Source organism: Acidovorax sp. sic0104 (genome assembly GCF_019219095.1).
Lineage (GTDB): Bacteria > Pseudomonadota > Gammaproteobacteria > Burkholderiales > Burkholderiaceae_C > Acidovorax.
This window is the reverse complement of the sequence record NZ_JAHUWH010000001.1, coordinates 348,699-370,526: the sequence shown is the minus strand read 5'-3', so window position 1 is coordinate 370,526 and position 21,828 is coordinate 348,699. Positions and strand designations below refer to the sequence as shown.

Annotated in this window: 21 protein-coding genes; 6 read left to right on the top strand and 15 right to left on the bottom strand. The window is 64.8% G+C overall.

Features of this window, described 5'->3' with window-relative positions; all coding sequences use genetic code 11:
• The first annotated feature begins 5 nt into the window (after nucleotides 1-5).
• The 6 genes from KW835_RS01690 to KW835_RS27095 are packed head-to-tail and all read left to right on the top strand — an operon-like array spanning nucleotide 6 to nucleotide 6,838.
• On the top strand, nucleotides 6-488 hold the full coding sequence (locus tag KW835_RS01690; protein WP_218380541.1) for a type IV pilin protein: 483 nt from the start codon (nucleotides 6-8) through the stop codon (nucleotides 486-488).
• Entirely contained in the window at nucleotides 482-1,090 is a 609-nt protein-coding gene (locus KW835_RS01685) for a GspH/FimT family pseudopilin (protein ID WP_218381034.1), read from the top strand. The genes KW835_RS01690 and KW835_RS01685 overlap by 7 nt, the downstream gene beginning before the upstream one ends.
• Nucleotides 1,091-1,100: 10 nt before the next feature.
• Nucleotides 1,101-1,529 (top strand): prepilin-type N-terminal cleavage/methylation domain-containing protein, encoded by a 429-nt coding sequence (locus KW835_RS01680; RefSeq protein ID WP_218380540.1) that lies wholly within the window; start codon nucleotides 1,101-1,103, stop codon nucleotides 1,527-1,529.
• On the top strand, nucleotides 1,501-2,664 hold the full coding sequence (locus tag KW835_RS01675; protein ID WP_218380539.1) for a PilW family protein: 1,164 nt from the start codon (nucleotides 1,501-1,503) through the stop codon (nucleotides 2,662-2,664). The genes KW835_RS01680 and KW835_RS01675 overlap by 29 nt, the downstream gene beginning before the upstream one ends.
• On the top strand, nucleotides 2,661-3,311 hold the full coding sequence (locus tag KW835_RS01670; RefSeq protein ID WP_218380538.1) for a hypothetical protein: 651 nt from the start codon (nucleotides 2,661-2,663) through the stop codon (nucleotides 3,309-3,311). Before KW835_RS01675 ends, KW835_RS01670 begins: the two co-directional genes overlap by 4 nt.
• A 20-nt stretch (nucleotides 3,312-3,331) precedes the next feature.
• Complete coding sequence (locus KW835_RS27095) at nucleotides 3,332-6,838, top strand: PilC/PilY family type IV pilus protein (RefSeq protein WP_218380537.1); 3,507 nt, start codon at nucleotides 3,332-3,334, stop codon at nucleotides 6,836-6,838.
• Between the two features lie 147 nt (nucleotides 6,839-6,985).
• On the opposite strand, the gene KW835_RS01660 is transcribed toward KW835_RS27095, so the two are convergent.
• The 15 genes from KW835_RS01660 to KW835_RS01590 form a co-directional block, all read right to left on the bottom strand.
• Entirely contained in the window at nucleotides 6,986-8,032 is a 1,047-nt protein-coding gene (locus KW835_RS01660; RefSeq protein ID WP_218380536.1) for a spore coat U domain-containing protein, read from the bottom strand.
• Nucleotides 7,948-10,335, bottom strand: coding sequence for a fimbria/pilus outer membrane usher protein (locus KW835_RS01655; RefSeq protein WP_218380535.1), 2,388 nt, complete (start codon nucleotides 10,333-10,335; stop codon nucleotides 7,948-7,950). The genes KW835_RS01660 and KW835_RS01655 overlap by 85 nt, the downstream gene beginning before the upstream one ends.
• Nucleotides 10,336-10,348: 13 nt before the next feature.
• Nucleotides 10,349-11,101 carry a molecular chaperone gene (locus KW835_RS01650; RefSeq protein ID WP_218380534.1) on the bottom strand — a complete coding sequence of 251 codons (753 nt, stop codon included), beginning with the start codon at nucleotides 11,099-11,101 and terminating at the stop codon, nucleotides 10,349-10,351.
• Between the two features lie 65 nt (nucleotides 11,102-11,166).
• The gene (locus KW835_RS01645; protein WP_218380533.1) at nucleotides 11,167-11,676 is read right to left on the bottom strand and encodes a spore coat U domain-containing protein; all 510 of its coding nucleotides are present in this window, start codon (nucleotides 11,674-11,676) and stop codon (nucleotides 11,167-11,169) included.
• A gap of 232 nt (nucleotides 11,677-11,908) precedes the next feature.
• A complete protein-coding gene (locus KW835_RS01640; RefSeq protein ID WP_218380532.1) occupies nucleotides 11,909-12,739 on the bottom strand; it encodes an urease accessory protein UreD in 831 nt (276 codons plus the stop codon).
• A 61-nt stretch (nucleotides 12,740-12,800) separates the two neighbouring features.
• On the bottom strand, nucleotides 12,801-14,162 hold the full coding sequence (locus KW835_RS01635) for an FAD-binding oxidoreductase (RefSeq protein WP_218380531.1): 1,362 nt from the start codon (nucleotides 14,160-14,162) through the stop codon (nucleotides 12,801-12,803).
• A 224-nt stretch (nucleotides 14,163-14,386) separates the two neighbouring features.
• Complete coding sequence (locus KW835_RS01630; protein WP_218381033.1) at nucleotides 14,387-15,175, bottom strand: ABC transporter permease; 789 nt, start codon at nucleotides 15,173-15,175, stop codon at nucleotides 14,387-14,389.
• A 104-nt stretch (nucleotides 15,176-15,279) separates the two neighbouring features.
• A complete protein-coding gene (locus tag KW835_RS01625; protein WP_218380530.1) occupies nucleotides 15,280-16,113 on the bottom strand; it encodes an ABC transporter ATP-binding protein in 834 nt (277 codons plus the stop codon).
• Nucleotides 16,114-16,316: 203 nt separating this feature from the next.
• Entirely contained in the window at nucleotides 16,317-17,315 is a 999-nt protein-coding gene (locus KW835_RS01620; protein WP_218381032.1) for an ABC transporter substrate-binding protein, read from the bottom strand.
• Between the two features lie 87 nt (nucleotides 17,316-17,402).
• Complete coding sequence (locus tag KW835_RS01615; RefSeq protein ID WP_056415800.1) at nucleotides 17,403-18,266, bottom strand: creatininase family protein; 864 nt, start codon at nucleotides 18,264-18,266, stop codon at nucleotides 17,403-17,405.
• A 33-nt stretch (nucleotides 18,267-18,299) separates the two neighbouring features.
• Complete coding sequence (locus tag KW835_RS01610; protein ID WP_218380529.1) at nucleotides 18,300-18,764, bottom strand: RidA family protein; 465 nt, start codon at nucleotides 18,762-18,764, stop codon at nucleotides 18,300-18,302.
• Nucleotides 18,761-20,092 (bottom strand): amidohydrolase family protein, encoded by a 1,332-nt coding sequence (locus tag KW835_RS01605; protein ID WP_218380528.1) that lies wholly within the window; start codon nucleotides 20,090-20,092, stop codon nucleotides 18,761-18,763. Before KW835_RS01605 ends, KW835_RS01610 begins: the two co-directional genes overlap by 4 nt.
• Nucleotides 20,093-20,105: 13 nt before the next feature.
• Nucleotides 20,106-20,693 (bottom strand): NAD(P)H-dependent oxidoreductase, encoded by a 588-nt coding sequence (locus KW835_RS01600; protein ID WP_218380527.1) that lies wholly within the window; start codon nucleotides 20,691-20,693, stop codon nucleotides 20,106-20,108.
• Between the two features lie 14 nt (nucleotides 20,694-20,707).
• Nucleotides 20,708-21,010 carry a 2Fe-2S iron-sulfur cluster binding domain-containing protein gene (locus tag KW835_RS01595; protein ID WP_218380526.1) on the bottom strand — a complete coding sequence of 101 codons (303 nt, stop codon included), beginning with the start codon at nucleotides 21,008-21,010 and terminating at the stop codon, nucleotides 20,708-20,710.
• 138 nt (nucleotides 21,011-21,148) lie between these two features.
• Nucleotides 21,149-21,823, bottom strand: coding sequence for a TetR family transcriptional regulator C-terminal domain-containing protein (locus KW835_RS01590; RefSeq protein ID WP_218380525.1), 675 nt, complete (start codon nucleotides 21,821-21,823; stop codon nucleotides 21,149-21,151).
• Nucleotides 21,824-21,828: the final 5 nt, after the last annotated feature.

The following is a 21,828-nucleotide window of genomic DNA, read 5'->3' as shown; positions in this document are numbered from 1 at the left end:
TGGCAATGCGTGAAAAAAGTGAAACCGCCGAACAAGTGGCAGGGGCTCAGCTTGGCTTCACGTTGATCGAGGTATTGATCACTGTGGCAATTGTCTCAATCCTGTCGGCCATAGCCGTACCTGCGTACGACGATTATGTGAGGCGCGCCCAGGTACAGGAAGGATTTCACTTTTTGGCCGACTACAGGATAAAGCTGGAGCAATATTTTCAAGACAACAAGAACTACGGCAGCGGCGAAGGGGCTCCGTGCGCAAAAGGACCTCGTGCACCGGCTTGGTCAGACCTTACCAAGTCCGGGGCCAAGTATTTTTCATTCACCTGCGCAGTCACCAAAACCGGTTACTTGCTGACCGCCACGGGTTCCGAAGGGAAAGCGTTGGGGCATGAATATACGGTCAATGAAGAAAATGCACAGGCCACTCTGAAATTCAAGAACGCCTTGAGTCCTGGGAAAAATTGCTGGTTATTGAGGGGTAAGGAATGCTGAAAAAAACCAAGGGATTCACCCTGATTGAATTGATGGTGACCATTTCCATAGTGGCCCTGATGCTGATGGCAGTGGTGCCCAGTGTGGCCGCCGCGATGCAGGACACCCGGGCGCGGGGTATAGCGGAACATCTCTTGCAGGGCTTGAACAAGGCACGGATCGAGGCCATCAAGCACAACCGCGCCGTGACGTTCTCCTTGGTGGACCAGATCAGCGACGGGTGTTCCCTGTCCTCCGCATCGGGAGCCTGGGTTGTGAGCATGGACGACCCGGCCGGGCGGTGCGGGCAGCCTGCATCCACCGAGGCCGCACCGCGCATCATCCAGACGTTTGCGCCCAGGGAGCAGTTTCGGGGGGTGACGATCCAGGGCCTGGACAGCAGCGCATCGACCGCCAAAGGGGGCGCAACGTTCAATGGATACGGCCAGTTGGAGGCTGCATCCGGTGCGTTGGCGCGTATCGACATTTCGCACTCGGGCCCCTCCGCCCGTCTTTTCCGCATCGAAGTGTCGCCCGCTGGGGGCGTTCGCCTGTGTGACCGTGCCCTGGACCCGGCAAGCGGCGATCCGCGTGCATGCGTTTCCGTTTCCTCTCCTACCTGATGGTTTCGCCATGACACACAAAGTATCGGGGCCGTCCAGAACGTCGCGCTGTCGGCAACAGCGGGGGGCCACGCTGATCGAGTCGCTGGTGGCCATCCTGATCTTCTGCATTGGAATCATCGGGAACCTGGGCCTCATGGCGCAGATGACGCGTGCGCAGGGTGGGGCGGAGTGGAAGGCGCAGGCATCGATGCTGAGTGCCGAGATCGTGGCCACGATGTGGGCCGACAAGGATGCGGACCAGGTGAACTACAACACCGTGGCTTGCGGGGGGCATGCGCGGTGTTCCGAATGGCAGCGGAAGGTCTCCCGCAGCCTGCCGCAAGGCAAGGGGACGGTGGAGGCACTCGGTGGCGGGTTGGTGAAGGTTGGCATCGAGTGGACGATTCCGGGCGAGGGAGTGCATGGCTATGCAATACATACAACGGTCGCACGCTGAGGCCGTGGCGCGGCCGATGCGCTGCGCGCGGCGCCAGGCAGGCTTCACGCTGATCGAATTGATGATTGGCGCGTTGGTGGGCCTGCTTACCACCCTGGCCGTCTCCATTGTGGTCATCAAGTTCGAGGGCATGCGGCGCACGACGGCCACGGGGTCGGATGCGCAGGCCACGGGTGCTCTGGCCATGGACGCGATTCAGCGGCACATCATGTCCGCAGGTTACGGATACACCCAGGTGGCGGGGCTGATGGGATGCCCTCTCTCGGCGATGTACAACGGCAAGCCTGTCGAGCTGCCCCCGCAATTGGCTCCGGTGCTGATCACCACCACGGCGGGAGCACCTGACAAGCTGCGTGTCTTCTACAGCGGCAAGACATCCTTCAGCGTGCCAGTGCGCATGAAGGAGGGCTATGAGGCTGGCAAAAGCCTGCAGTTCACCGTGACCTCGACGCTGGGAGTTTCGCCTCCCGTGCCGGCGGTGAATCCGGGAGACCTGATGTTGGCAGGGTCTGCTGCCACAGCACCTTGCCAGATATTCCGCCCCACCGCTGTGGCAGCGCCGGAAGAAATCAAGAGAGCCAACGATAGCGGTGGCTGGAACCCTCCCGGTTTTCCCTCCCGGAGTTACGGCAAGGATGATTTCCTGGTGAATCTGGGAACCCCACGTGATCTGGAGTTCAGCATCTCCGGCAAGAAGGCGCTCGTGGTGCGCGAGCTCAAGATCGATACCGATGGAGCACCACGATATGAAGGGCCATCCGAGCTGGCACCGAACGTGGTGGATATGCGCGTTTTCTACGGCAGGGACACGACTTTGCCTGACGCAGACGGGTCCGTCGACCAATGGACCACGGAAACCCCGGCGGACAGCGAAGGCTGGCAGCGGGTGCTGGCCGTGCGTGTGGCACTGGTCACCCGCAGTGCACAGTTTGAACGTGAGGATGTCACTCACGAGGCGCCTTACTGGGACCTGGGGTCGGTGGTGCCGACGGTGGCGGCCGACCTTGCGACATGCGATGCCAAGCCCTGCGTACGCTTTCGCGTGGAAGATGTGGCCGATTGGAAGCGCTATCGCTACAAGGTGCTCGAGACCGTCATCCCCATGCGCAATCTGGTGTGGAGGACGGCAACATGATGGCGCGTGAACTGCGGGGAATCGCCGCGCATCCGTGGCAACGGGGGGTCTCGCTGCTGTTTGCTTTGCTGGCTCTGGTGGTGCTGAGCCTGGCATCGCTGGGTCTCGTGCGATCCGTGGACACCGGGTTGCTCGTGCAAGGCAACCTGGGCTTCAAGCAGGACGGGATCGCTGCTGCCGCCGCAGGGGCTGAAGACGCACTGAAATGGCTGGAGCTGCAGACGTCGAACTCGCTGGAAATCAGCATGCCCGCGTACGGCTATTTCGCGAGCAGCCATGAAGCACTCGATCTCACGGGCAACAAGACCTCCAGCACCAACCCACTGCCGGGTGTGAAGTGGAGCGACTCCTGCGAGCCCAGCGCATCGGAGTGTCTTACGCCATTCACTTCCGACAAGACCGTCAATGACAACAAGGTGCAGTGGATCATCACGCGCCTGTGCGCCAACGAAGGTTCTCCGACCGCTGCGGCCACCAACTGCCTGCGCCCACCAAAGGTCATCGACTACGAGGTGTCCGAGCGCGGCGAGATCAATCCGGGCGGGCGCCTCACGTTGGAAAGCACATCACCGTACTTCCGGGTGGTGGTCCGGACCACCGGGCCACGCAACACGGTGACCTACACAGAAACACTGGTTCATTTCTAAGCGCCAAGAAGAGGTAATGTGTGAACAACCACCTGAAGAAAAGACTTCCGCGGGCAGCTTCGCTCAAGAGTGCCGTCGCCGTTCAGCTCATGCTGTGCGCGTGCTACGGCTGGGCCGACCAGACCGACATCCTGAACTCGCCGCCCTTCATTGCAGGGGCGGTCAAGCCCAACATCCTGTTCCTGATGGACGACTCGGGCAGTATGAAGCGCACCTACCTGCCCGATCATTCAATTTTCTGGGAGCCGCGCGACAGGCCCGTCACGACGCCGGGGTCCGTGGGCGTTCCAACGCACAAGGCTTTCTGGCCTGCGACCAGTGCCTCCAATCCCTACGTGATGTATGGGCACTATTCTCTGCAGTGCAACTATCTGGCCTACAACCCCGCGGTGGTGTACACGCCGCCATTGAACGTGGACGGAAGCAAGGGCGATGCAGCCAGCATCGCGGACTTCAAGAACCCCGACTACAAACCTTTCTACTACGTATATGGAGCTCCAGGAACGAATCCTCCGATGAGCTTCGTCTACAACGCGGATGACAGTGTCAACACCGTAGGAAGTGAAACGGCGTTTTACTCTGAATGCCTATCCCGGCTGGGGAGTCTCCCTGGCTCCCGAGTGTTCACACGGGTCAATGTCACAGACAGCGACAGCTTGGAGGTCAAGCAGAATTTTCAGAATTGGCTTGTCTATTACAGCAACCGTCGGGAGATGATGAAGACAGGTGTCAAGCAGGCTTTCGCTCGTCTCAACAGTACGTACCGCGTGGGATTCAGCGTAACTTCCTATGAAGAGGCCACCGACCGTACCCGCGACCCCTGGTGGAAGACCTGGAAGTTCCTGAACGTCAATGACTTTGATGCCGATCAGAAGCGCCTGTTTTTCACGGCGGTGAACAGCTCTGACGGGGAGTATGAAACACCGCTGCGTGGCTCGCTTTCCAAGGCGGGACAGTACTTTGCCAACAAGGCTGTCGGCCAGTCGCAGGATCCCATGCAGCAGTCCTGCCAACGCAACTTTGCCATTCTGGCCACCGATGGCGGGTGGACGAAACCCGGCGAATCGTCCGGTTTCGGCCCCTATGGTGTGGCCAGCGGGCGGGGTGCGGGGCCGCTGCTGACACAGCAGGACTCGGGCTCTGGAGTCGACAGGCCCTTCCGCGATTCTGGCACTGACCAGGTGGTGTCGCTGGCCGACGTGACCCACTACTACTACAACACTGATTTGCGCCGCAGTGACCTTGGGAACTGCACGGGTGCGAAGGACTCGGACGGGAAGTTTCCTGATATCTGCAAGAACAATGTTCGCGGAGTAAGCGGAACTGCCCATGAGTCGTTCGGTGACGCCGCCACCCATCAGCACATGACAACCTACACGATTGGTCTGGGGCTGAATGGCCGTATCCCTTTCAACAAGGACTACCGCAGCGGAAGCTCTGCTGAATTCAATGCCATTGTGGCTGGATCAGGTCAGTGGACGAGGCTCCAGGACCCCGGCAGCCAGAGCAACATCATGCCAAGGTCCCACACGGACGACCTGTGGCATGCAGCGGTCAATGGACACGGTCAGCACTTCAGCGCGACCGATCCGGTCTCCTTTGTGGAGGGGCTGTCCACAGCCCTCAGCATGATCAAGGCCACGACCGGAGCAGCCGGAGCCGCAGCCACCACGAGCAACCAGCCCGTGGCGGGAGACAACGATGCATATGTATCCTCCTTCGTAAGCCAGAAGTGGATTGGAGACGTGCTCGCGTATTCCATTGATGTCGAGACTGGCGCGGTGGATGAATCCAAGGATCCAAAGTGGTCGGCCAAGAAGGAACTGGACAAGCTCTCGGACGTCAGCAAGCGGAAGATCTTCTTTGGCAAGGCAGGTCTCGATTTCACCGCAGGCAATCTTGCAAAGGAAGGGTTTGCCAGGCATTTCGAGGACTTCTGCAAAAAGAAAGGCGCGGGCGGCGACATGGCTCCTGCGCAGTGCATGGGCCTTACACCCGAGCAACTGGCCAAGGCCAACTCCGCAGAACAATTGGTGAACTACCTTCGGGGCGAACAAGGCCAGAGCTACTACCGCAAGCGTGAAAGCCGTCTGGGAGACATCGTCAACTCAGGCTTGTTGTTCGTCAGCGAAAAGCCCAACTTCCCCTACAGCGACACTTCCTACATCAACTACAAGAAGAAGGCCCGCTCCCCGGTGGTTCTTGCCGGCGCCAACGACGGCATGCTGCATGCCTTCGACAAAGACTCGGGCGCCGAGAAGTGGGCCTATGTGCCCAAGTTCGTGATGAAGAACATGTACAAGTTGGCGGATACCAACTACCCCGACAACCATGTTTACTCGGTCGACGGCACCCCGCAGATCGGCGACGTGCAGGACCCGACCACCAAGGAATGGCACACGATTGTCGTGGGCGGCCTGAATGCTGGCGGCAAGGGCTACTACGCCCTCGATATCACGGACACTGCAAAGCCCAAGGTCCTGTGGGAGTTCGAGCACCAGCACCTGGGGCTGTCGTTCGGCAACCCCATCATCACCAAGCGTGCCAGCGGGCAGTGGGTTGTTGTGTTCGCGTCAGGCTACAACAACGGTACGTCAGCAGACCCGGATGAACCCAAGGGTGATGGCAATGGCCGCCTGTTCGTCCTGGACGCGCTGAGTGGTGTGCCTTCGGTGGCAGATCCCATTCCTACCCTGGCCGGGGGCTCGCCTGTGGGACGCAGCGATACTCCCAGCGGGCTGGCCAAGATCAACGTCTGGGTCGACAAGGACCGTGACAACACGATGCAGCGGGTGTATGGAGGCGACCTGCTGGGCAACGTGTGGCGCTTTGATATCGACGGCAAGCATGAACCCCATGGTCAGGCATTGCGACTCGCGCAGTTGCGCGACAAGGACGGCCGGGCCCAGCCCGTGACGACCAAACCCGTGCTGGCAGAGCTGCGCGCCAACGGCACTGCGCACGCAATGGTCTACGTAGGCACCGGCCGCTACCTCGGCATGTCGGACCTGTTGGAAAAGTTCCAGGTGCAATCGCTGTACGCTTTCAAGGACCCGCTGACCAACAGCGGCCACAGCGACCTGCGCGGGGCTGGCATGGTGGAGCACCAAGTCACGGGCGGCGTGGATTCGCGCACGGTCACCCTGGGGCGGGCCGTGGACCTGAGCTCCGACATCGGATGGCGGCTGGATTTTCCTGTAGCGGGTGAGCGCGTGGATATCAACCCATCCATTGCCCTGGATACGCTCTATGTGGCCGGCAACATTCCTGCGCCCTTCACCTGCCAGGCTGGCGGCAGCTCGTTCGTCTACAGGTTCGATCTGAAGTCCGGCAAGGCGTCCACCCGCTATCAGGGAGAGGTCCTGGTCCAGGGCCTCAGCCTGGTTCAGATCACGAGCGGTGCGAGAAAGGGAGCCATCACCACCATCGCGCGCCGTACTGACGCCACGACGGACACCTTTGATGAGGATCCACCTCCATCTTCGCGCCGCCTCAAGCGCGCTGCGTGGCGTGCTCTGGGACATTGAGGAAGGTCGGCCCATGCAAATAGCGGGGCCAGGCTGGTAGCGGGATCGCAGTGATTGTCTGGTTTGCGATCGCCCCTTTGAGGGGCCCTTCGGGGCCCCTCTTTTTTTATCTGTCCACATCTTGCGATCACTGCCTCGATGCAGGCGTCAGAACTCCAGGGTGATGGTGATGGTGTCGGTGTACCGCCCCTTCGGGCCGCTGGCTGCGGGCACCTGGCCATAGACCTTGAGGGTGGAGGGAGTGGCTTCACCTGTGCCAAGTCCAAAAGCCGCATCACCGCTGTCGATGTCGCCCCAGCGTTTCGTGCGGGCGGCATCCTGGAACAGCTCATAGGTGATGTGGCTGCCGTCGGGGGAAGCCATGCGCCGGCGGCCGCCAGCAGCATTGCGACCGTTGTTCAATCCCATCATCCAGGCGGTGCCCGCGGGGCAGCGCAGGACGATGTTCGATGCGCTCACGATGGCGGGAAACCGGGAAGGAGCGCTGCCGAAGTCCAGGTTCGACACCAGAGTGACCCGGCACGAGTTGCTGGTGAGGGCCTTGACCCCGAGGTAGAAGGATGCCTGGCCCCGCACGGCGCTTGCGTCGCACGAGCCCGGATCCCGGTCGGGATCGAAGGCCCAGGCGATTTTCGAGCCCGTGATTTGCGACTGGAAGGGGTTCGTTGCGGGCAGCACCTGTCCCGCCGGCGCCCTGCCATAGAGCGGAATGCTGGCCCCCGCAGTGGCGTTGGCCGCTGCAATGTGGAGCAGGCCTGAATAGCGGGGGTAGCCGCCGCCGGCCGGGGGAGGACCCACCAGGCTGGAGCGTGCAGGGTCGGCGTAGATGTCGTATTTCATCCGGGCGCCGTTGTAGTTGGTGAGCCAGCGCGGTGCGATCCCGGCAATGGGCTCGCCCTCGGCGATCTGGACGCAATAGCGGATATAGCCTGGACGCTGCGCAGCCTGGCAGGTGAGGCTGATATAGGAAGTGGCGTCCGCGAAGGTATCAGGCGATACCGTTCCGAAGTTCATCTCCGTCGCTCCTGGGCTCCAGCAGCTCTGTGCCGCTGCGGGCGATGCCTGGAAGGCGCAGGCGACAAAGGCGAGCGGTGCACCCCAGCGTACTGCTAGGCGAGCGGCTGGCGTCGGCAGATGACCGTCTGTACGCTGCGGGCCGGATCCACAATGAAGTTGAGCAGTGTGATGGTGCATGGGTTCTTGCCGCCTGTGATGTGCAGATTGACGAGCTCGTGTGGGTTCTCGATATAGATACGACCGTCGTACCCGACGAAGGTGGTGTGGGTGTCGGACACACTCTGGCCCGCCTCGCGGCGCCGTTCGACCACGACCTGCGTGCCTGCTGCAATGAGCTCGCCCGCCTCGTCGTGGGCTTTCAGCTCGATGGGGACGATCTTGCGCAGGGAGAACGGCACGTGAACGCCTCCGTCCCTTTGAGGCACGACCACCTGGGTGACTTCATCTGCGCGCAGGTCTGCAGGCAGGTCCATGGTGTCTATCTCGATGCGATTGCGCTGGTACGGCGACAGCTGGGGAACGAAAAGCTGACCCTCGGAATTGGTCACCCCGACGAGCCGGTTCTCCAGCCGCACGGGCACGCCCGCAATGCCGCTGGTGGAGACCACCGCGAACGAATGGTCGCTGCGTGCGCCCGCCTGGAACTCGCCCGCACCGACGAACAGTGAACCGTTGGCGCTGATGTAGCTGGCCGTGCCTTGGTCGCGGCCGGTCCGCGAGACGCCCCCTGACCAGTAGCCGTACTTCGACGTACGGGAGATCTCGGCCCTGCCGCCATAGCCTGCGTCTCCCCGGCCGCTCTGAAGGCGCCAGCCCCACCCCTGGGAGTCCTGCGGGTACTGCAGGGCATCGACGGTGGCGGTTGGCCGCCCCCCCTGCACGCGGTAGCTTGCCGACACATGGCGCCGGTCTTCCAGGGGCCAGGACAAGGTGAGGCCAAAGGCACGGCCCTCGCCGCGTGCCTCAAGGTCCATGATCAGGCTGGCACCGAGTACCGCTCCGGCTCCCAGGGCGCGTGACCAATTGAGCGATACCAGTCGGGCTGGCGCACGCTGCGAGTTGGACTGCCGTACATAGTTGGCACTCCATTGCCCCCAGCCCGTGCTGGCGCTCATGCCCGTGGATGTGGTTCGCAAGGCGCCCGATGGGCGCTCCAGGTCGGCAACATCGCGATAGCCCGGACTGCGGCGAACATCAAATGCCGAGAAGGCCAGGCCATGGGTGTTCCACTGGTAGCCCAGACTGTGCGAGGTCCCGCTGCCGCTGCCCGAATGCGACGAGGCAATGGCCGCGGACACGGTGCCCCCCCGCTCACCCAGCCGCAAGAGCCCGCCGGTGCCGACCAGCGACAGATTGCGGGTCCATTCCATGTGGAGGTCGGGCGTCAAGTAGTCGGTGAGGCCATGGCGCAGCGAGCCCGTGGCGATGAAGTCGCGCCCGTAGTCCCAGGATGTCAGCCCATAGTTCCGCCGGGCAAAACCACCCTCCAGAGACCAATCCCAGAGGCCCTGCTGCAGAAGATTGGGCACGCCGTAGATGTCGAAGGACATGGCCCGGCGCACGCCGTGCATGTCGGTCACCACCACCTGCGCGTTGCCTGCGCCCTGCACCGAGGGTGCATGCTCGACGAGGAACTCCCCTGGCTGCACCCGCTGCATGGTCTGGCGCAGGCCGTTCACATAGAGCTCCACGGTGGATGGGATGGCCGCCTCGCCGCGGTAGACCTGCAGGGGGGCCGTGCTCTGGTAGGGCTGAAGGGAAAAATCGCGTCCCAGGCGGAAGCCGCCGATCCGTACCGATCTTGCCCAGGAAGGCGTACTGGTCTGGGTGTCGCCGAGCAATAGCCGCGTGGCGCTGCCCGGCCAGTCCTGGCTGTACGTGGTGTCCAGACGGACTTGCTGCGTCCTGTCTTCGGTCCGGCTGCGCACCCACTGGGCAAGCGAGGAGTGATTCAGGGTTCCCGTCCCAAGCCCCGACATCCGCAGATTGCTCCAGGCGCTCAGCGAGCGCATGCCCCGGTGGTCATTGGCGAACACGTCGTAGTTGAGCACCAGCGCAGTGACGCTGCGCTGCGGCGTGGGCATGCTGTCGTCGGAGTGCTGTCGGACACGCTCGGCGAGCTTCGCGATGAGGCTCACCGGGGCATGGATCTCGATGGTCTGGCGAGTGCGGTCCACATGCCATGTCAGGCCACCGAACGTAGACAGCGCGATCCAGGTGTCCGCGGGCGCGGGCGGCTCAGGCGTCCGCAGCCCCACCGCTGCCAGCGATCCACGATGAATGGCCAGGCCCTCCTGCGCATCCAGAAACTCGGCCAGTTGTCCTGTGCGGACTTCGTTGAGCCGCACTTCGAGAAAAAGGATCTCAGTGTCTTTGGCCGACGGGCGCATTGGCTTGGCGCTGGTGGCGGCCGCGCTGGCAATCGGTACGTCCACGGCAGTGGCGGGTGCGGACAGCAGCAACTGGGCGCCGAAGATCAAGCCTGCGTGGACCTCACGGCTGCGACGTTTCCACCCGCAGGAAATTTTCGCCCGTGTCATTGGCTATTCTGATTCTGAAGGTGCCAGGGGGCAGGGATACTGCTGACGGGGGCAGTTGCCAGGTTCTGCGCCCATGGGCCAGGACATAGCCAATGAGGCCGTCCATGACGGTGGTGGACTTCCCGTTGGCATCTTCGTGTACGAGTCGGCTTGCCCGGATGCGCGCACCCCCTTGGTTGGTGATCTGTATCCGTGCCGGGTTGGCGTGCATCACCCCTTGCGCCTGGTGCTGAAAGACCTTTGCAGGTGCTGCAGCCGGGGATACGAATGCCGGAATGGAATAGCGCAGCAGGAAGCTGAGTGCATTGGCATCGCCACCGGCAGGCGCATCGTCATGGGGCAGCTCATCCACGATGACTCTGTAGCTTTCTTCTCTGCCTGCAGGTGCCAGGCTCCTGCGCACAATGCGCAGCAACTGCCTCTGCCCTGCCTCTATCTCCATGACCGGGGGGCTGGCTACGACTTCGTTGGTGAGCTCCAGATTTTCGTCGTCTCCGTTTTGCGTCCACTTGTAAATTCTGACCTGTGCCCGCAAGGGCGCGTCGCCCTGGTTGGTCAGCCACATCGGCTGCGCCTGGGTGCCTTGATAGAACTGGATGACGATGGGGGACACCTGCAGTGTGGCTGCGAGCGTGCTGCCTGCGGTACAGGCCAGCAAGGCAACTGCCGTGGCGACGGCAGACAGGAGGGAAAGAGGGCGAGCCATGGGGCTGATGCAGCAGAGAGGCTCGCACCGGCCTCACGGCCGATGCGATGCGATGCGATGCGGTCTTAGTAGACGATCGTGGCGGTGACCGTATCCGTGTACGCGCCTGCAGCCACATTGGCGCTGGTCACAAGCCCATAGACGGAAATCGGATCCACCTTGCCAAGTCCGGCGGCGGCTCGGCCATTGGTCTTGACGTTGCCCCAGAACTTGGTGTGGGCAGCGTCTTGGTACAACTCGTACTTCACGAAAATCGTCCCTGCGCCGTTCGCCATCTGGCGCACACCGGGCTTGGGGTCTGCAATATCGGAGCCCGCATTCTTGCCGCCATTGAGACCGATGTAATAGTCGGTGCCTTCGCTGCAATCGACATAGAGCTTGCCTTCGGCCGCGTAGGAAACGGTGCCCGAGACGCGTGGCTTGCTGCCAAAGTTCACGTTGTCTGGCGTCTTGTCGCTGATGGTGCATGACTCCGTGATGGTCAATAGAACATCGAAGTCAGTCTTGGCACCAGCATGGGCTGTGCCGCACAGCGCTGCGACAGCCAGGAACAAGGCATAGTATTTTGTGCGCATGGTCACTCCTTTAAAACATGGGGCGTCAGTACGATTCCTGACGCTACGGCCGTACTCTAAAAGAGAGGTCCCGGGATTTGAATCATGCTGTTGCATGACTGAATCGGGTGCGTGGGAGGCGCGCTTTTGCCGTAGGAGGCATTGCGCCGGCAGCGATTGAGCGGGTGGCGCATCCCGTTCATTGCGGCTTGTGTGCGCCACGTGCGTGGCCGGTGTGAGGGCCTGATCTGAACTACATGGCCCAGATCCGCGGGGCCTCCCCGCCCAGATTCCACAGGGTTTTGCGCCATGCCGTGCGGACGGCCTTGAGCAGCTGCATTGCGGGCTCCACTTGAGGTGCGAGCACGCGCAGCACCACCATCTGGTCATTGGGGCTGGTGGCGCCAGCGGTGGCCTTGATGGCATGTTCTCCCAGCAATGCGCGCGCGGCATCAAGGGCCGCATCGCGGCGCGCGCGCGTGAGTGCGGTGCCTGTGGCGAGGAACATGCTGGCAATGCAACGCTGGCCGGCAAGGCCCAGAGGACTCTGCAGCAAACGCCGATCGGCAGAGTCGATGACGCCGCGCTCCAGCCACAGTCCGGGTATCTCGATGTGCTGGACGAAACGGCCTTGTTCGAACGGCTGTCCGGCATGCGGCAGGCCCAGGGCCGTGACATCCCAGGCAATACATTCGGCACCGGGTGCAAGCTGTAGCGTGAGATGGTTCTCGGCTTGGCAGGCGCTGTAGCACAGCGCCTCCAGCGGCAGCCATTCCAGGCGCGCGCCTTCTGCGACGGACAACTGGGTGCGCTGCAGCGCCAGCGGGCCGGTGGAGCGGTAAAAGCGGGTGGCGCCCGGGGTGGTCATGAGGCCGTGCGCGCCGGGGCCCACGGCGGCGGCAATGTCCAGCGTATCGCCACCCACCAGGCCGCCGGGGGGGTGCACCAGCACGTTGTGGCAGATGGCTTCGCCTTCGGGGTACAGGCTCTGCAGGATGCGCAGCGGGCCGCTGTGTTCGTGGCGGGCTACCGTGCGGGCGCCTTCCAACGTGTAGTTCAGCTGCAGGCGCGCGTGCCAGGACATGGGTTGATATGCTACTAAATGAATAGCTGATTATGCCTTTGCGCCTCCGGGCTGGTGCAGATTACGCGGCCTTGGCGGCAGGTGGCGCCCAGCTGCGCAGCTTGCCCGGATTGAGCAGGCCCTGCGGGTCAAAGCGCTGCTTGGTGCTGACCACCGCGGGGTCCAGGTTGTTCTGCTTGCCGTCTTCCACGATGTAGACATGTGGGTTGTTGATCTGCACGCCATGGTCGCGGTAGATCTGCATGATCTGGTTCAGGCGCTCCTCGGTGCTGTAGCGGATGAGCTGCAGCCCGCTGCAGTTGAAGGCGCCCTCCTTGGTGCGCAGGAACTCCAGGTGCATCATCACCTCGCCGCCCAGCGCCGTTTCCAGCGCCTTCACCTGCTCCAGCCGGGTGGCGGGGTTGAAGCCGCTCTGGATGTAGGTGAGCGTCTTGTCCACCTTCAGTGCGTGCAGGGTGGTGTGGTTCCAGGTGTATTCGAGCAGGGTCTTGTGGCTCTTTTCCACTTCGTCGGCGGTCTTGCGGTAGCTCACCGTACCGCCGTACTTGGCGGCCATGTCGCGCATGCCGTCTTCGGAGTGCGGGGCCACCAGCAGCATCACCGCGTGGCAGCCTGTGGGCAGGTGCTCGGCCAGGCTGGTGAAGTACGCAGGGATGGGCGCTGCCAGAAAGCACACCTCCTTTTTCTCCAGCCCCGGCGCGGCGCCGAAGCGGTCGGCAAAGTCGAGTGCGGCGTCGAATGCGGTGAAGGTGACGATGCACTCCGTCCACGCCACGGCGGGGGTCAGCGCCACCTCCAGCTCCAGCACGATGCCGTTGGTGCCGTAGGTGTGGTGCAGCAGCATGGCCTCGGGGCCGCGCAGCTCGATGACCCGGGGCTCGGGCTCCACCGTCATGGCGCGCACGGCCAGTACGTTGCCGGGCGCGGCCAGCGGGCCGTGGTTGATGGAGCCGGCCCCGCCGAAGCCGCCGCCGAACAAACCGCCCAGTGTGGCGCTGCGGTAGGTGGAGGGCAGCCAGCGCAGCTCCTGCCCCATCGGCTTGGCCTGCGCGTCGAAGTCCGACAGGCGGATGCCCGCCTGCGCCCGGCCCATGCCACCGCGAACCCAGCCAAAACCGTTGTAGCCCGACAGGTCCAGGATCACCCCGCCATGCAGCGGCGTACTCTGCCCGTAGTTGCCGGTGCCGCTGCCGCGCACGGTCAGGGGGATTAGTGCGCTGGCGCAGGCCGCCACCACCTGTCGCACCTCATCCTCGGTGCGCGGGCGCACGGCCACATCACCGCGCTTGCCGGTCAGGTCGCGCTTGAGGACGGGGCTGAACCAGGCAAAGTCCTGCGACAGGCGCCCCACGCGCAGCGGGTCGGCAATCCAGTCCAGGCCGGGCAATTGTTCAGGCAGTTGGTGGGCGGTGGTGTTGGTCATGTCGGTATCTCCTGGGCCATCGGCGGCCGGTTTGGGAAAAAGGGGCCTGCACCGCGCGCGAACGAGCGGAGCGGCGGTGAGGGATGGCTCAGTTGTTCGGCGCGTTGCGCGCCATCCACAGACGTCGAACGCGCGCGGCCCATGCCAGTGCCGCCGTGCAAGGGCCGCCCCGCCGCAGGGGCGGCGCCCCCCTGGGGGGAAGGCGCGCAGCGACTCAGGGGGGCTTACCAATCCATCGAGTTTTCGCTGGCGTGCCAGCTGCCTAAGGCGGCGCGGGTGAGCCAGGCCATCAGCGCAAACAAGGCGACCCCCGTGAGCGAGATCAACAACAGCGCAGCGAACATGCGCGGTATGTTGAGCTGAAAGCCTGCCTGCAGGATCTGGTACGCCAGCCCGGCGCCCTGGCCGCCCGTGCCGGCCACGAACTCGGCCACCACGGCGCCGATCAGCGCCAGCCCGCTCGATATGCGCAGCCCGCCGAAGAAGTAGGGCAGCGCGCTCGGTATGCGCAGGCGCAGCAGGGTCTGCATGCGCGTGGCGCGGTTGAGCTTGAAGTAGCTCTGCAGGTCCGGCTCCACGCTGCGCAGGCCCAGCGTGGTGTTGCTGATGATGGGGAACAGCGCCACCAGCGCGGCGCAGATCACCATGGACGCCGTCGGGTCCTTCACCCAGATGATGATCAGCGGCGCCACCGCCACGATGGGCGTGACCTGCAGCAGCACGGCGTACGGGAACAGCGCCGTCTCGATGCGCTTGCTCTGCACGAACAGAAACGAGATCAGCACCCCCGCCACCGTGGCCACGGCAAAAGCCAGCACGGTGATCTTGACGGTGACCCAGAGCGATCCGCCCAGGGCTGCCCAGTCGGTGAACAGCGTCTTGAGCATGAGCAGGGGCGAGGGCACCAGGTAGGGCGGCAGCTCCATGGCCGTGACCAGGCCCTGCCACAGTGCGATGAGCACCAGACCCACGAGCAGCGGGTAGACCACGCGCTGCACTCGCGGTTGGGCCATCAGCGGCACGCGCGCTGCTGCAGGCTTGGCGGGGGCACGGGCAGGCGAGCTGCGCTCTGCGGGCGCTGCGAGGGGTGCTGCGGGCGCAGTGGGGTAAGTGGTGCTCATGCTGCGGTCTCCTCGGTGTCTGCGCTGGCGCGCAGCAGGCTGTCCTGCAGTTGCTTGGCATATCGGCTGAATTCGGGCGAGACCATGAAGTCCGCTGTGCGCGGGTAGGGCGCGTCGATGCTGAACTCCTCCACCACGCGGCCGGGGCGCGCGGCCATCATCACCACGCGGGTGGAGAGGAACACCGCCTCGTGGATCGAGTGGGTCACGAAGATCACCGTGAGCTTCTTCTTGCGCCACAGGTCCAGCAGGTCGGCGTCGAGCTTGTGGCGCGTGATCTCGTCCAGCGCGCCAAAGGGCTCGTCCATCAGCAGCAGGTCCGGCTGGGTCACCAGGCCGCGCGCGATGGACACGCGCATCTGCATCCCGCCCGACAGGGCGCGCGGCAGCGCGTTGGCGAACTTCGACAAACCCACCAGGGCCAGGGCCTCGGCCACGCGGCCATCGGCCTCGGGGCGCGGCACGCCGGCCAGGTCCAGCGGCAGGCGCACATTGGTCTGCACGCTGGCCCAGGGCATGAGCGTGGGCGACTGAAAGACAAAGGCCATCTTCTTGCCGCTCTCGTCGAGCTGCGCCACCGGCTTGTGCCACAGCTGCAGCCGGCCATCGGTGGGCTCCAGCAGGCCGGCCACCATCTTGAGCAGGGTACTCTTGCCGCAGCCCGAGGGGCCGAGCAAGGTGACGAACTCGCCCTCTTCGATGGTCAGGTCCACCGGCAGCAGGGCCTGCGTGCCGTTGGGGTAGGTCTTCTCGGCCGACAGCACCTGCACGGCAGGCGTGGCGCGGTGGGTCGTAGCCGGGTCGGCGGGTGTGGGCTCAGCGGACTGCATGGAGTGGCCTTTAGATGGATGCGGCGGTGAAGGCTGGCCGCTGTGTCAGGGCGAGGATGTGGGCGACGGCGAGAGCGTTCGTTGCGCCTGGCCCCAACTGCTGGAAACTGGCGCGGCCCGAGCCGGCGAACGCCGATCAAGGGCCGCCCCGCTGCGAGGGCGTTGTCCCCCTTGGGGGAAGGCGCGAAGCGACTCAGGGGGTATCAAGGCAATACCTTGAGGTCCTTGACGAAGGCGGTGCTGTACGTGTCGGCCAGCTTCACCTTGGAAGGGTCGATGAGCTTGGCTTCCACCAGGAAGTCGTAGCTCGCCTTGGCGCGCGCATCGGTCATCACGCCGATGCCCATGGTGGCGGCGTCGCCGCCCGTCACCATGCCCATCTCCTTGAGCTTGGCCACGCTGTAAGCCAGTTGTTCGTCGGTCATGTTGGGGTTGTCCTTCTTGATCAGCGCATTGGCCGGGGCCGGGTCGGCCAGGTAGCTCTTCCAGCCTTCCATGGTGGCCTTCACGAACGAGGCGACGGCGGTGCCGCGCTCCTTCACGGTCTTGTCCATGCAGCTCACCGTGGTGGCGTAGGCGGGGTAGCCCTGGTCGCTGAACATCAGCGTGTTGGCCTTCACGCCAGCCTTGGCGATGGCGAACGGTTCCGACGTCAGGTAGCCCTGCTGGGCGGTGTTCTTGTCGGCCACGAAAGGCTGGATGTTGAAGGTGTAGGGCCGCGTCTGCGCATCGTTGAAGCCGTACTTGGCCTTGAGCCAGGGCCAGTAGCCGCGCTGGGCCGACGAGCCGATCAGGATGGTCCTGCCCTTGAGGTCCTCGAACTTCTTCACGTCGTCGTGCGCGATCAGCACCTGCGGGTCCTTCTGGAAGACGGCCGCCACGGTGGTCACGGGCACGCCGCCCTCGCGCATCTGGATCATCTGCAGGTCGCTCGACCCCATCACGCACTCGGCCTGTCCGGCCGCCATCATCTGCACGATGTTGACCTGCGGGCCACCCATCTTGATGGTCACATCGAGGCCGTGCTTCTTGTACAGGCCCGTGGCCACCGCTTGGTAGAAGCCGCCGTGCTCGGCCTGCGCGTACCAGTTGGTCATGTAGGTGAATTTTTCCTGCGCGTGGGCCTGCAGGGTGCCGGCGGCACCCGCAGCGAGCAGTGTGGCTGCACCAAGTCGGGAAAGGCGGGAGGCGGTGTTCTTCATCATGGCAGTGCTCCGGTAGGGGGTGGAGGGGGAACAGGGACGAAAAGGGATGAAAATGGAGGCGGGATGCGGCCGGGTTCGCAGGTTTCAAGCCAGGGCGGATGCGTGCTCCACATGCCCCGTGTGGTGGGCGCGGCCCCAGGTGGCTTCGGCGCGCGGGGCCCAGCGCAGTTGGTGCAGCTCGGTGATGGCGGCGGCCCAGCTCACGGCCAGCGAATCGAGGATGGCGTGGCCCTGCTCGGCCGTGGCCGGCAGCGGGTCGCCGATGATGCCGCTGGGACCGAAGTCGCGCGCGGTCCAGGCGCAGGCCGGGCGGCCATCGGGCGAGAGCAGGGGCGACGGGAAGGCAGGCGGGTAGTTCACCACCGCGCGCTCCATGTGCACGGTGTCGGGCGCCAGGGCCAGCATCAGTGCCGTCTCGGCATGGCCAGCGTGCATGGCCAGCTTCTTTTCCTGCTCCGACAGGTACTTGCCCGCCACGTGCGGCACGCGCCAGGTGAAGCTCGGGACCACGATGAAGTCGCCATGGCGCAGGCGCAGTTCGCGCGCACACATCTCCATCACCTGCGGCTGGCCGCCGTGGCCGTTGACGAACAGCAGCTTGCGAAAGCCCGCGCGGTAGACCGACTCGCCCACCTCGTTCATCGTGGCCAGCAGGGTCTCGCCGCTCAAGGTGACCGTGCCGGGAAAGTGCAGGTGCTCCTCCGACTTGCCGTACGTGATGGGTGCCATGGCAAAGGCCGGCACCTCGGCCGGCAGGCGGGCCATGGCATGGCCGACCACGCCCGCACTGATGACCGTGTCCACCGCACAGGGCAGGTGCGGGCCGTGCTGTTCGGTGGCGCCCGTGGGCAGCACGATCACGGTGTTCTCTTTGTCCGGCAGGTCGGCGATCTCGGTCCAGCTCAGGTAGGGCAGGTAGCGATGGGGCGGGGTGTAGCCGTGCAGCATGGGGCGGGTCTTTCGTGAAGGAGGGGGTGGAGGTCAGCGCAAGGGGAGGTAGGCAGTCGCTTCGACCTCGATCAGGATGTCGGCCGTGGGCAGCATGCCGGTGACCTCCACCACGGTGGAGGCCGGCGGCTCGCCCGGGAAGAACAGCTTGCGCACGCGGCTGTACTGGGGAAAGTGGTCCAGGTGCTTGAAGTACTGCACCAGCTTGAACACGTCGGACATCTGGCCGCCCGCGGCCTCGATGGTCTGGCGGATGCGGTCCAGCACATACCAGCTCTGCGCCAGGATGGGCCCCTCCTTGATGTCGCTGCTGAACTCGCCCGTGCGGCCGATGAGCGTGGCCGCTTCGTCGGGGATGTCGGCATAGCCGCGCACGATGCGGCTGGCGGCAGGGTCCACGGCGATGATCCCGGACAGGAACACCATGTCTCCGGCCCGGCGCCAGGCGGCATAGCGGGCCAAGGGCTGGGCAATGCCCGGGGGGGTAGGGGCGGTCATGCAAGGCTCCGTGCAGGGATGGGGGAAGGAGAAGGCGTGACGCCCGCCACGTGCCACGCCGCACTGGCATGGCCGCCGGCCACGTGGCCGTTGCGCAGCACCACGCGCTGTTGCGTGCGCGACGGGAAGCCCCAGCCATCTGCCTGTTGGAAGACAATCAGGTCAGCCGGCATGCCGGGCTGCAGGGGCAGGGCATCGGGTCCGCGGCGCAGCCAGTCGCTGCGGCATAGCGCCTCGGACCAGCGGTTGAACGGCGTATCGAGCTGTGCGGCCAGCACGCCGGTGGCCAGGGCCTCCAGCGGGTCGAAGCTGCCCACGGGGCAGAACGGGTCCTGCACGTTGTCGCTGGCGACCAGTACCGGGATGCCGCGCGCACGCGCCTCCTTGACGAGGGTGATGCCGCGCTGGCGCGGTGTGCGGCCGGTCAACGCGTCCTGCAGCAGCAGGTTGGTGATGGGCAAGGTCACCAGGGTGATGGGGCTTTGCGCCACGGCGTCCAGCGTGGCCAGGGCGGTGGCCTCGTCCTGCGCGGCCAGCGCGCAGGTGTGGCCGCAGACCACATGGCCCTCAAAGCGCAATTCCTGGAGCAGCGCGGCTGTGGTCGCCAGGCCCAGCGCGCCGGGGTGCAGTTCCTCGTCAACATGCAGGTCCACGTTCAGGCCATGGTGCTGTGCGGCCTCGAACAGGTGGCGCAGGCCCTGCGGGTCCCAGTTGGTGGAGTGCACGAAGCCGCCCAGCAGCGCCCCGGGGCCGCTGTGGGCCACGGTGGCGGCCAGCCGCATGGCGGTGGCGCGCTCGGTGTACAGGTGCAAGGGGATGAGGGCCACGCGCTCCAGCGTGATGCGGCCGGCCCATTCCTGCGCCAGCGCGCGCAGCACGTTCCAGGCGAGCGGTGGCGCGTCGGGCTCCCACCAGTCGCAGTGGGTGCGCAGGTGCACCGTGCCCGCTTCGTACGCCCATTGCAGGGCGCGGCTGGCGCGGGCGCGGATGTCGGCTTCGGTCCAGCCCTGGCGGTCGACCATCATGGCCTCGATGGCGCCCAGCAGGCCGGGCTTCACCGTGCCCATGCGCGGCAGGGTGAAGGCCTTGTCCAGATGGGTGTGCGCATCCACCAGACCGGGCAGCACCAGGGCACCAGCCAAGTCCCAGGTGGCGCCCGTGGCCGGGGGCTGGGCGGGGTGGTGCGGCGCGATGGACTCGACGCGGCCCTGCACTAGGTGCACATCGGCCAGCGCGGGCTGGCTGCCCTGGGTGGGCCACTGGCGTGGCAGCAGCCAGCGCGGCAGCCGCGCGCGCAGCAGGTGGTCGGGGGCGTTGGATGCTTGCATGGACAACATCCCCTCAGGCGAAGCGCGCCATGGCCTGGCCCACGCGGGCCTTGAAGGCCTCGAGCCGCGGCGGCGTGGCCACGTTCATGTGGTAGTAGGCGTGGTAGTCCACGCGCGCCTTGCCACCGGTCAGCAGGCGCATGTAGCGCGTGACGGACTTGCGCGGCGGGTCGCCCATGAGCAGCGCCGTCCAGCGCGGACGGCCATAGGTCACCACGGCCGAGATGCGCTGGATGTGCGTGAGCGAAGGCTTGACGTTCTGCGGATCGCTGATGTCGAAGGCCACGCCGGGCATCAGCACCCGGTCGAAAAAGCCCTTGAGCATGGCCGGCATGCCGAAGCACCAGGTGGGAAAGCAGAACACCAGGGCCTCGGCCCAGAGCAGCCGGTCCACATAGCCCTGCACGGGCAGGCGGTTGCTCGGCACCTCGTGGTAGCCCAGGCGTTCCTCGCGGCTGAGCACGGGGTTGAAACCCTCGGCATACAGGTCGCAGTCGTCCACCTCGTGGCCCGCGCCGCGCAGCTGCTGCACCACCTCGGCATGCAGGGCCGCGTTGTAGCTGGTCTCCACCGGGTGGCAATAGATCACGAGGATGCGCATGGCGGGCTCCTTCTTCAAAGGTCGAGCGTGAGCGTGGGCCCGTGGCTGCGTGCGCAGCACACGGCCACATGGGTGGCCTGCTCTTCAGGGCTCAGGCAGCTGTCGCGGTGGTCGGGTGCCCCGGCCAGCCAGCGCGTGGCGCAGGTGCCGCACACGCCCTGCTCGCACAGCGTGTCGATGGCGATGCCGGCGAGCTGCAGTACATCGGCCATGCTTTCGCCAGGCTCCACGGGCAGCCGCATCTGGCTGCGCGCAAGCACCAGTTCAAAAGTCTGTTCCGTGGCGGGCAGCGGCGCTGCCATGGCTGGGGTTTGCATGTTTGACCACTTGATTTGATCGATTGGTCAAACTATTGCAAGTGCTGTGCCAGCAAGGCTTTCGGGCCGTTGCCTGTGGGCCCTGCGTCAAAGCGCTGTGCGGGCGCGTCTGCTACGCCCGCCAGCGTGCAGACCTGTTCACTCTGGTGCGCAATCCGGTGCCAGGCCGCAGCCCAGCAGCACAAAGTTGGTGAGCTCGCGCACGATGGGCTCGCGGTCGATGGTCTCTTCGGGCGCCAGGCCCAGCATGATGTGCACCTGCACGCCGTAGTCGGCGTAGTGCTGCGTCATGCCCCAGATCTGCATGAGCAAGAGGCGCGCGTCCAGCGGGCGCATGCGGCCCTCGGCGATCCAGCGGTCGATCAGGTCCACCTTCTGCTGGGTGGACTTCACGGCCACGGGCCAGTACCGGCCCAGGTTGCGCCCGCCGCCCAGCACCTCGGTGGTGAATATGCGCGACAGCCCCGGGTTGTCCAGCGCGTAGTCGAGCTTCTTGCGCACATAGGTGCTCAGCACCTTCTTCGGGTCGTCGCTCTGGCTGTCGAACTGGAAGGCGCCCGACCAGCCGTTGAGCACCGAGTACAGCAGCTCCTCGTACAGCTCTTCCTTGCTGGCGATGTAGTAGTGCAGCTGCGGCTTGGTCAGGCCCGCGCGCTCGGCAATGGCCTTGGTGGATGCGCCCTTGAAACCGTGGCGGCTGAACTCCGCGATGGCCGCCTCGCGGATCGCGCCCAGAATGCGTTCGCGCCCCAACTTGGAACGGCTGAGCAGTGCGCCGGAGACATTGCTGCTCTCGGCTTCAGGTTCGGTCATGGTGG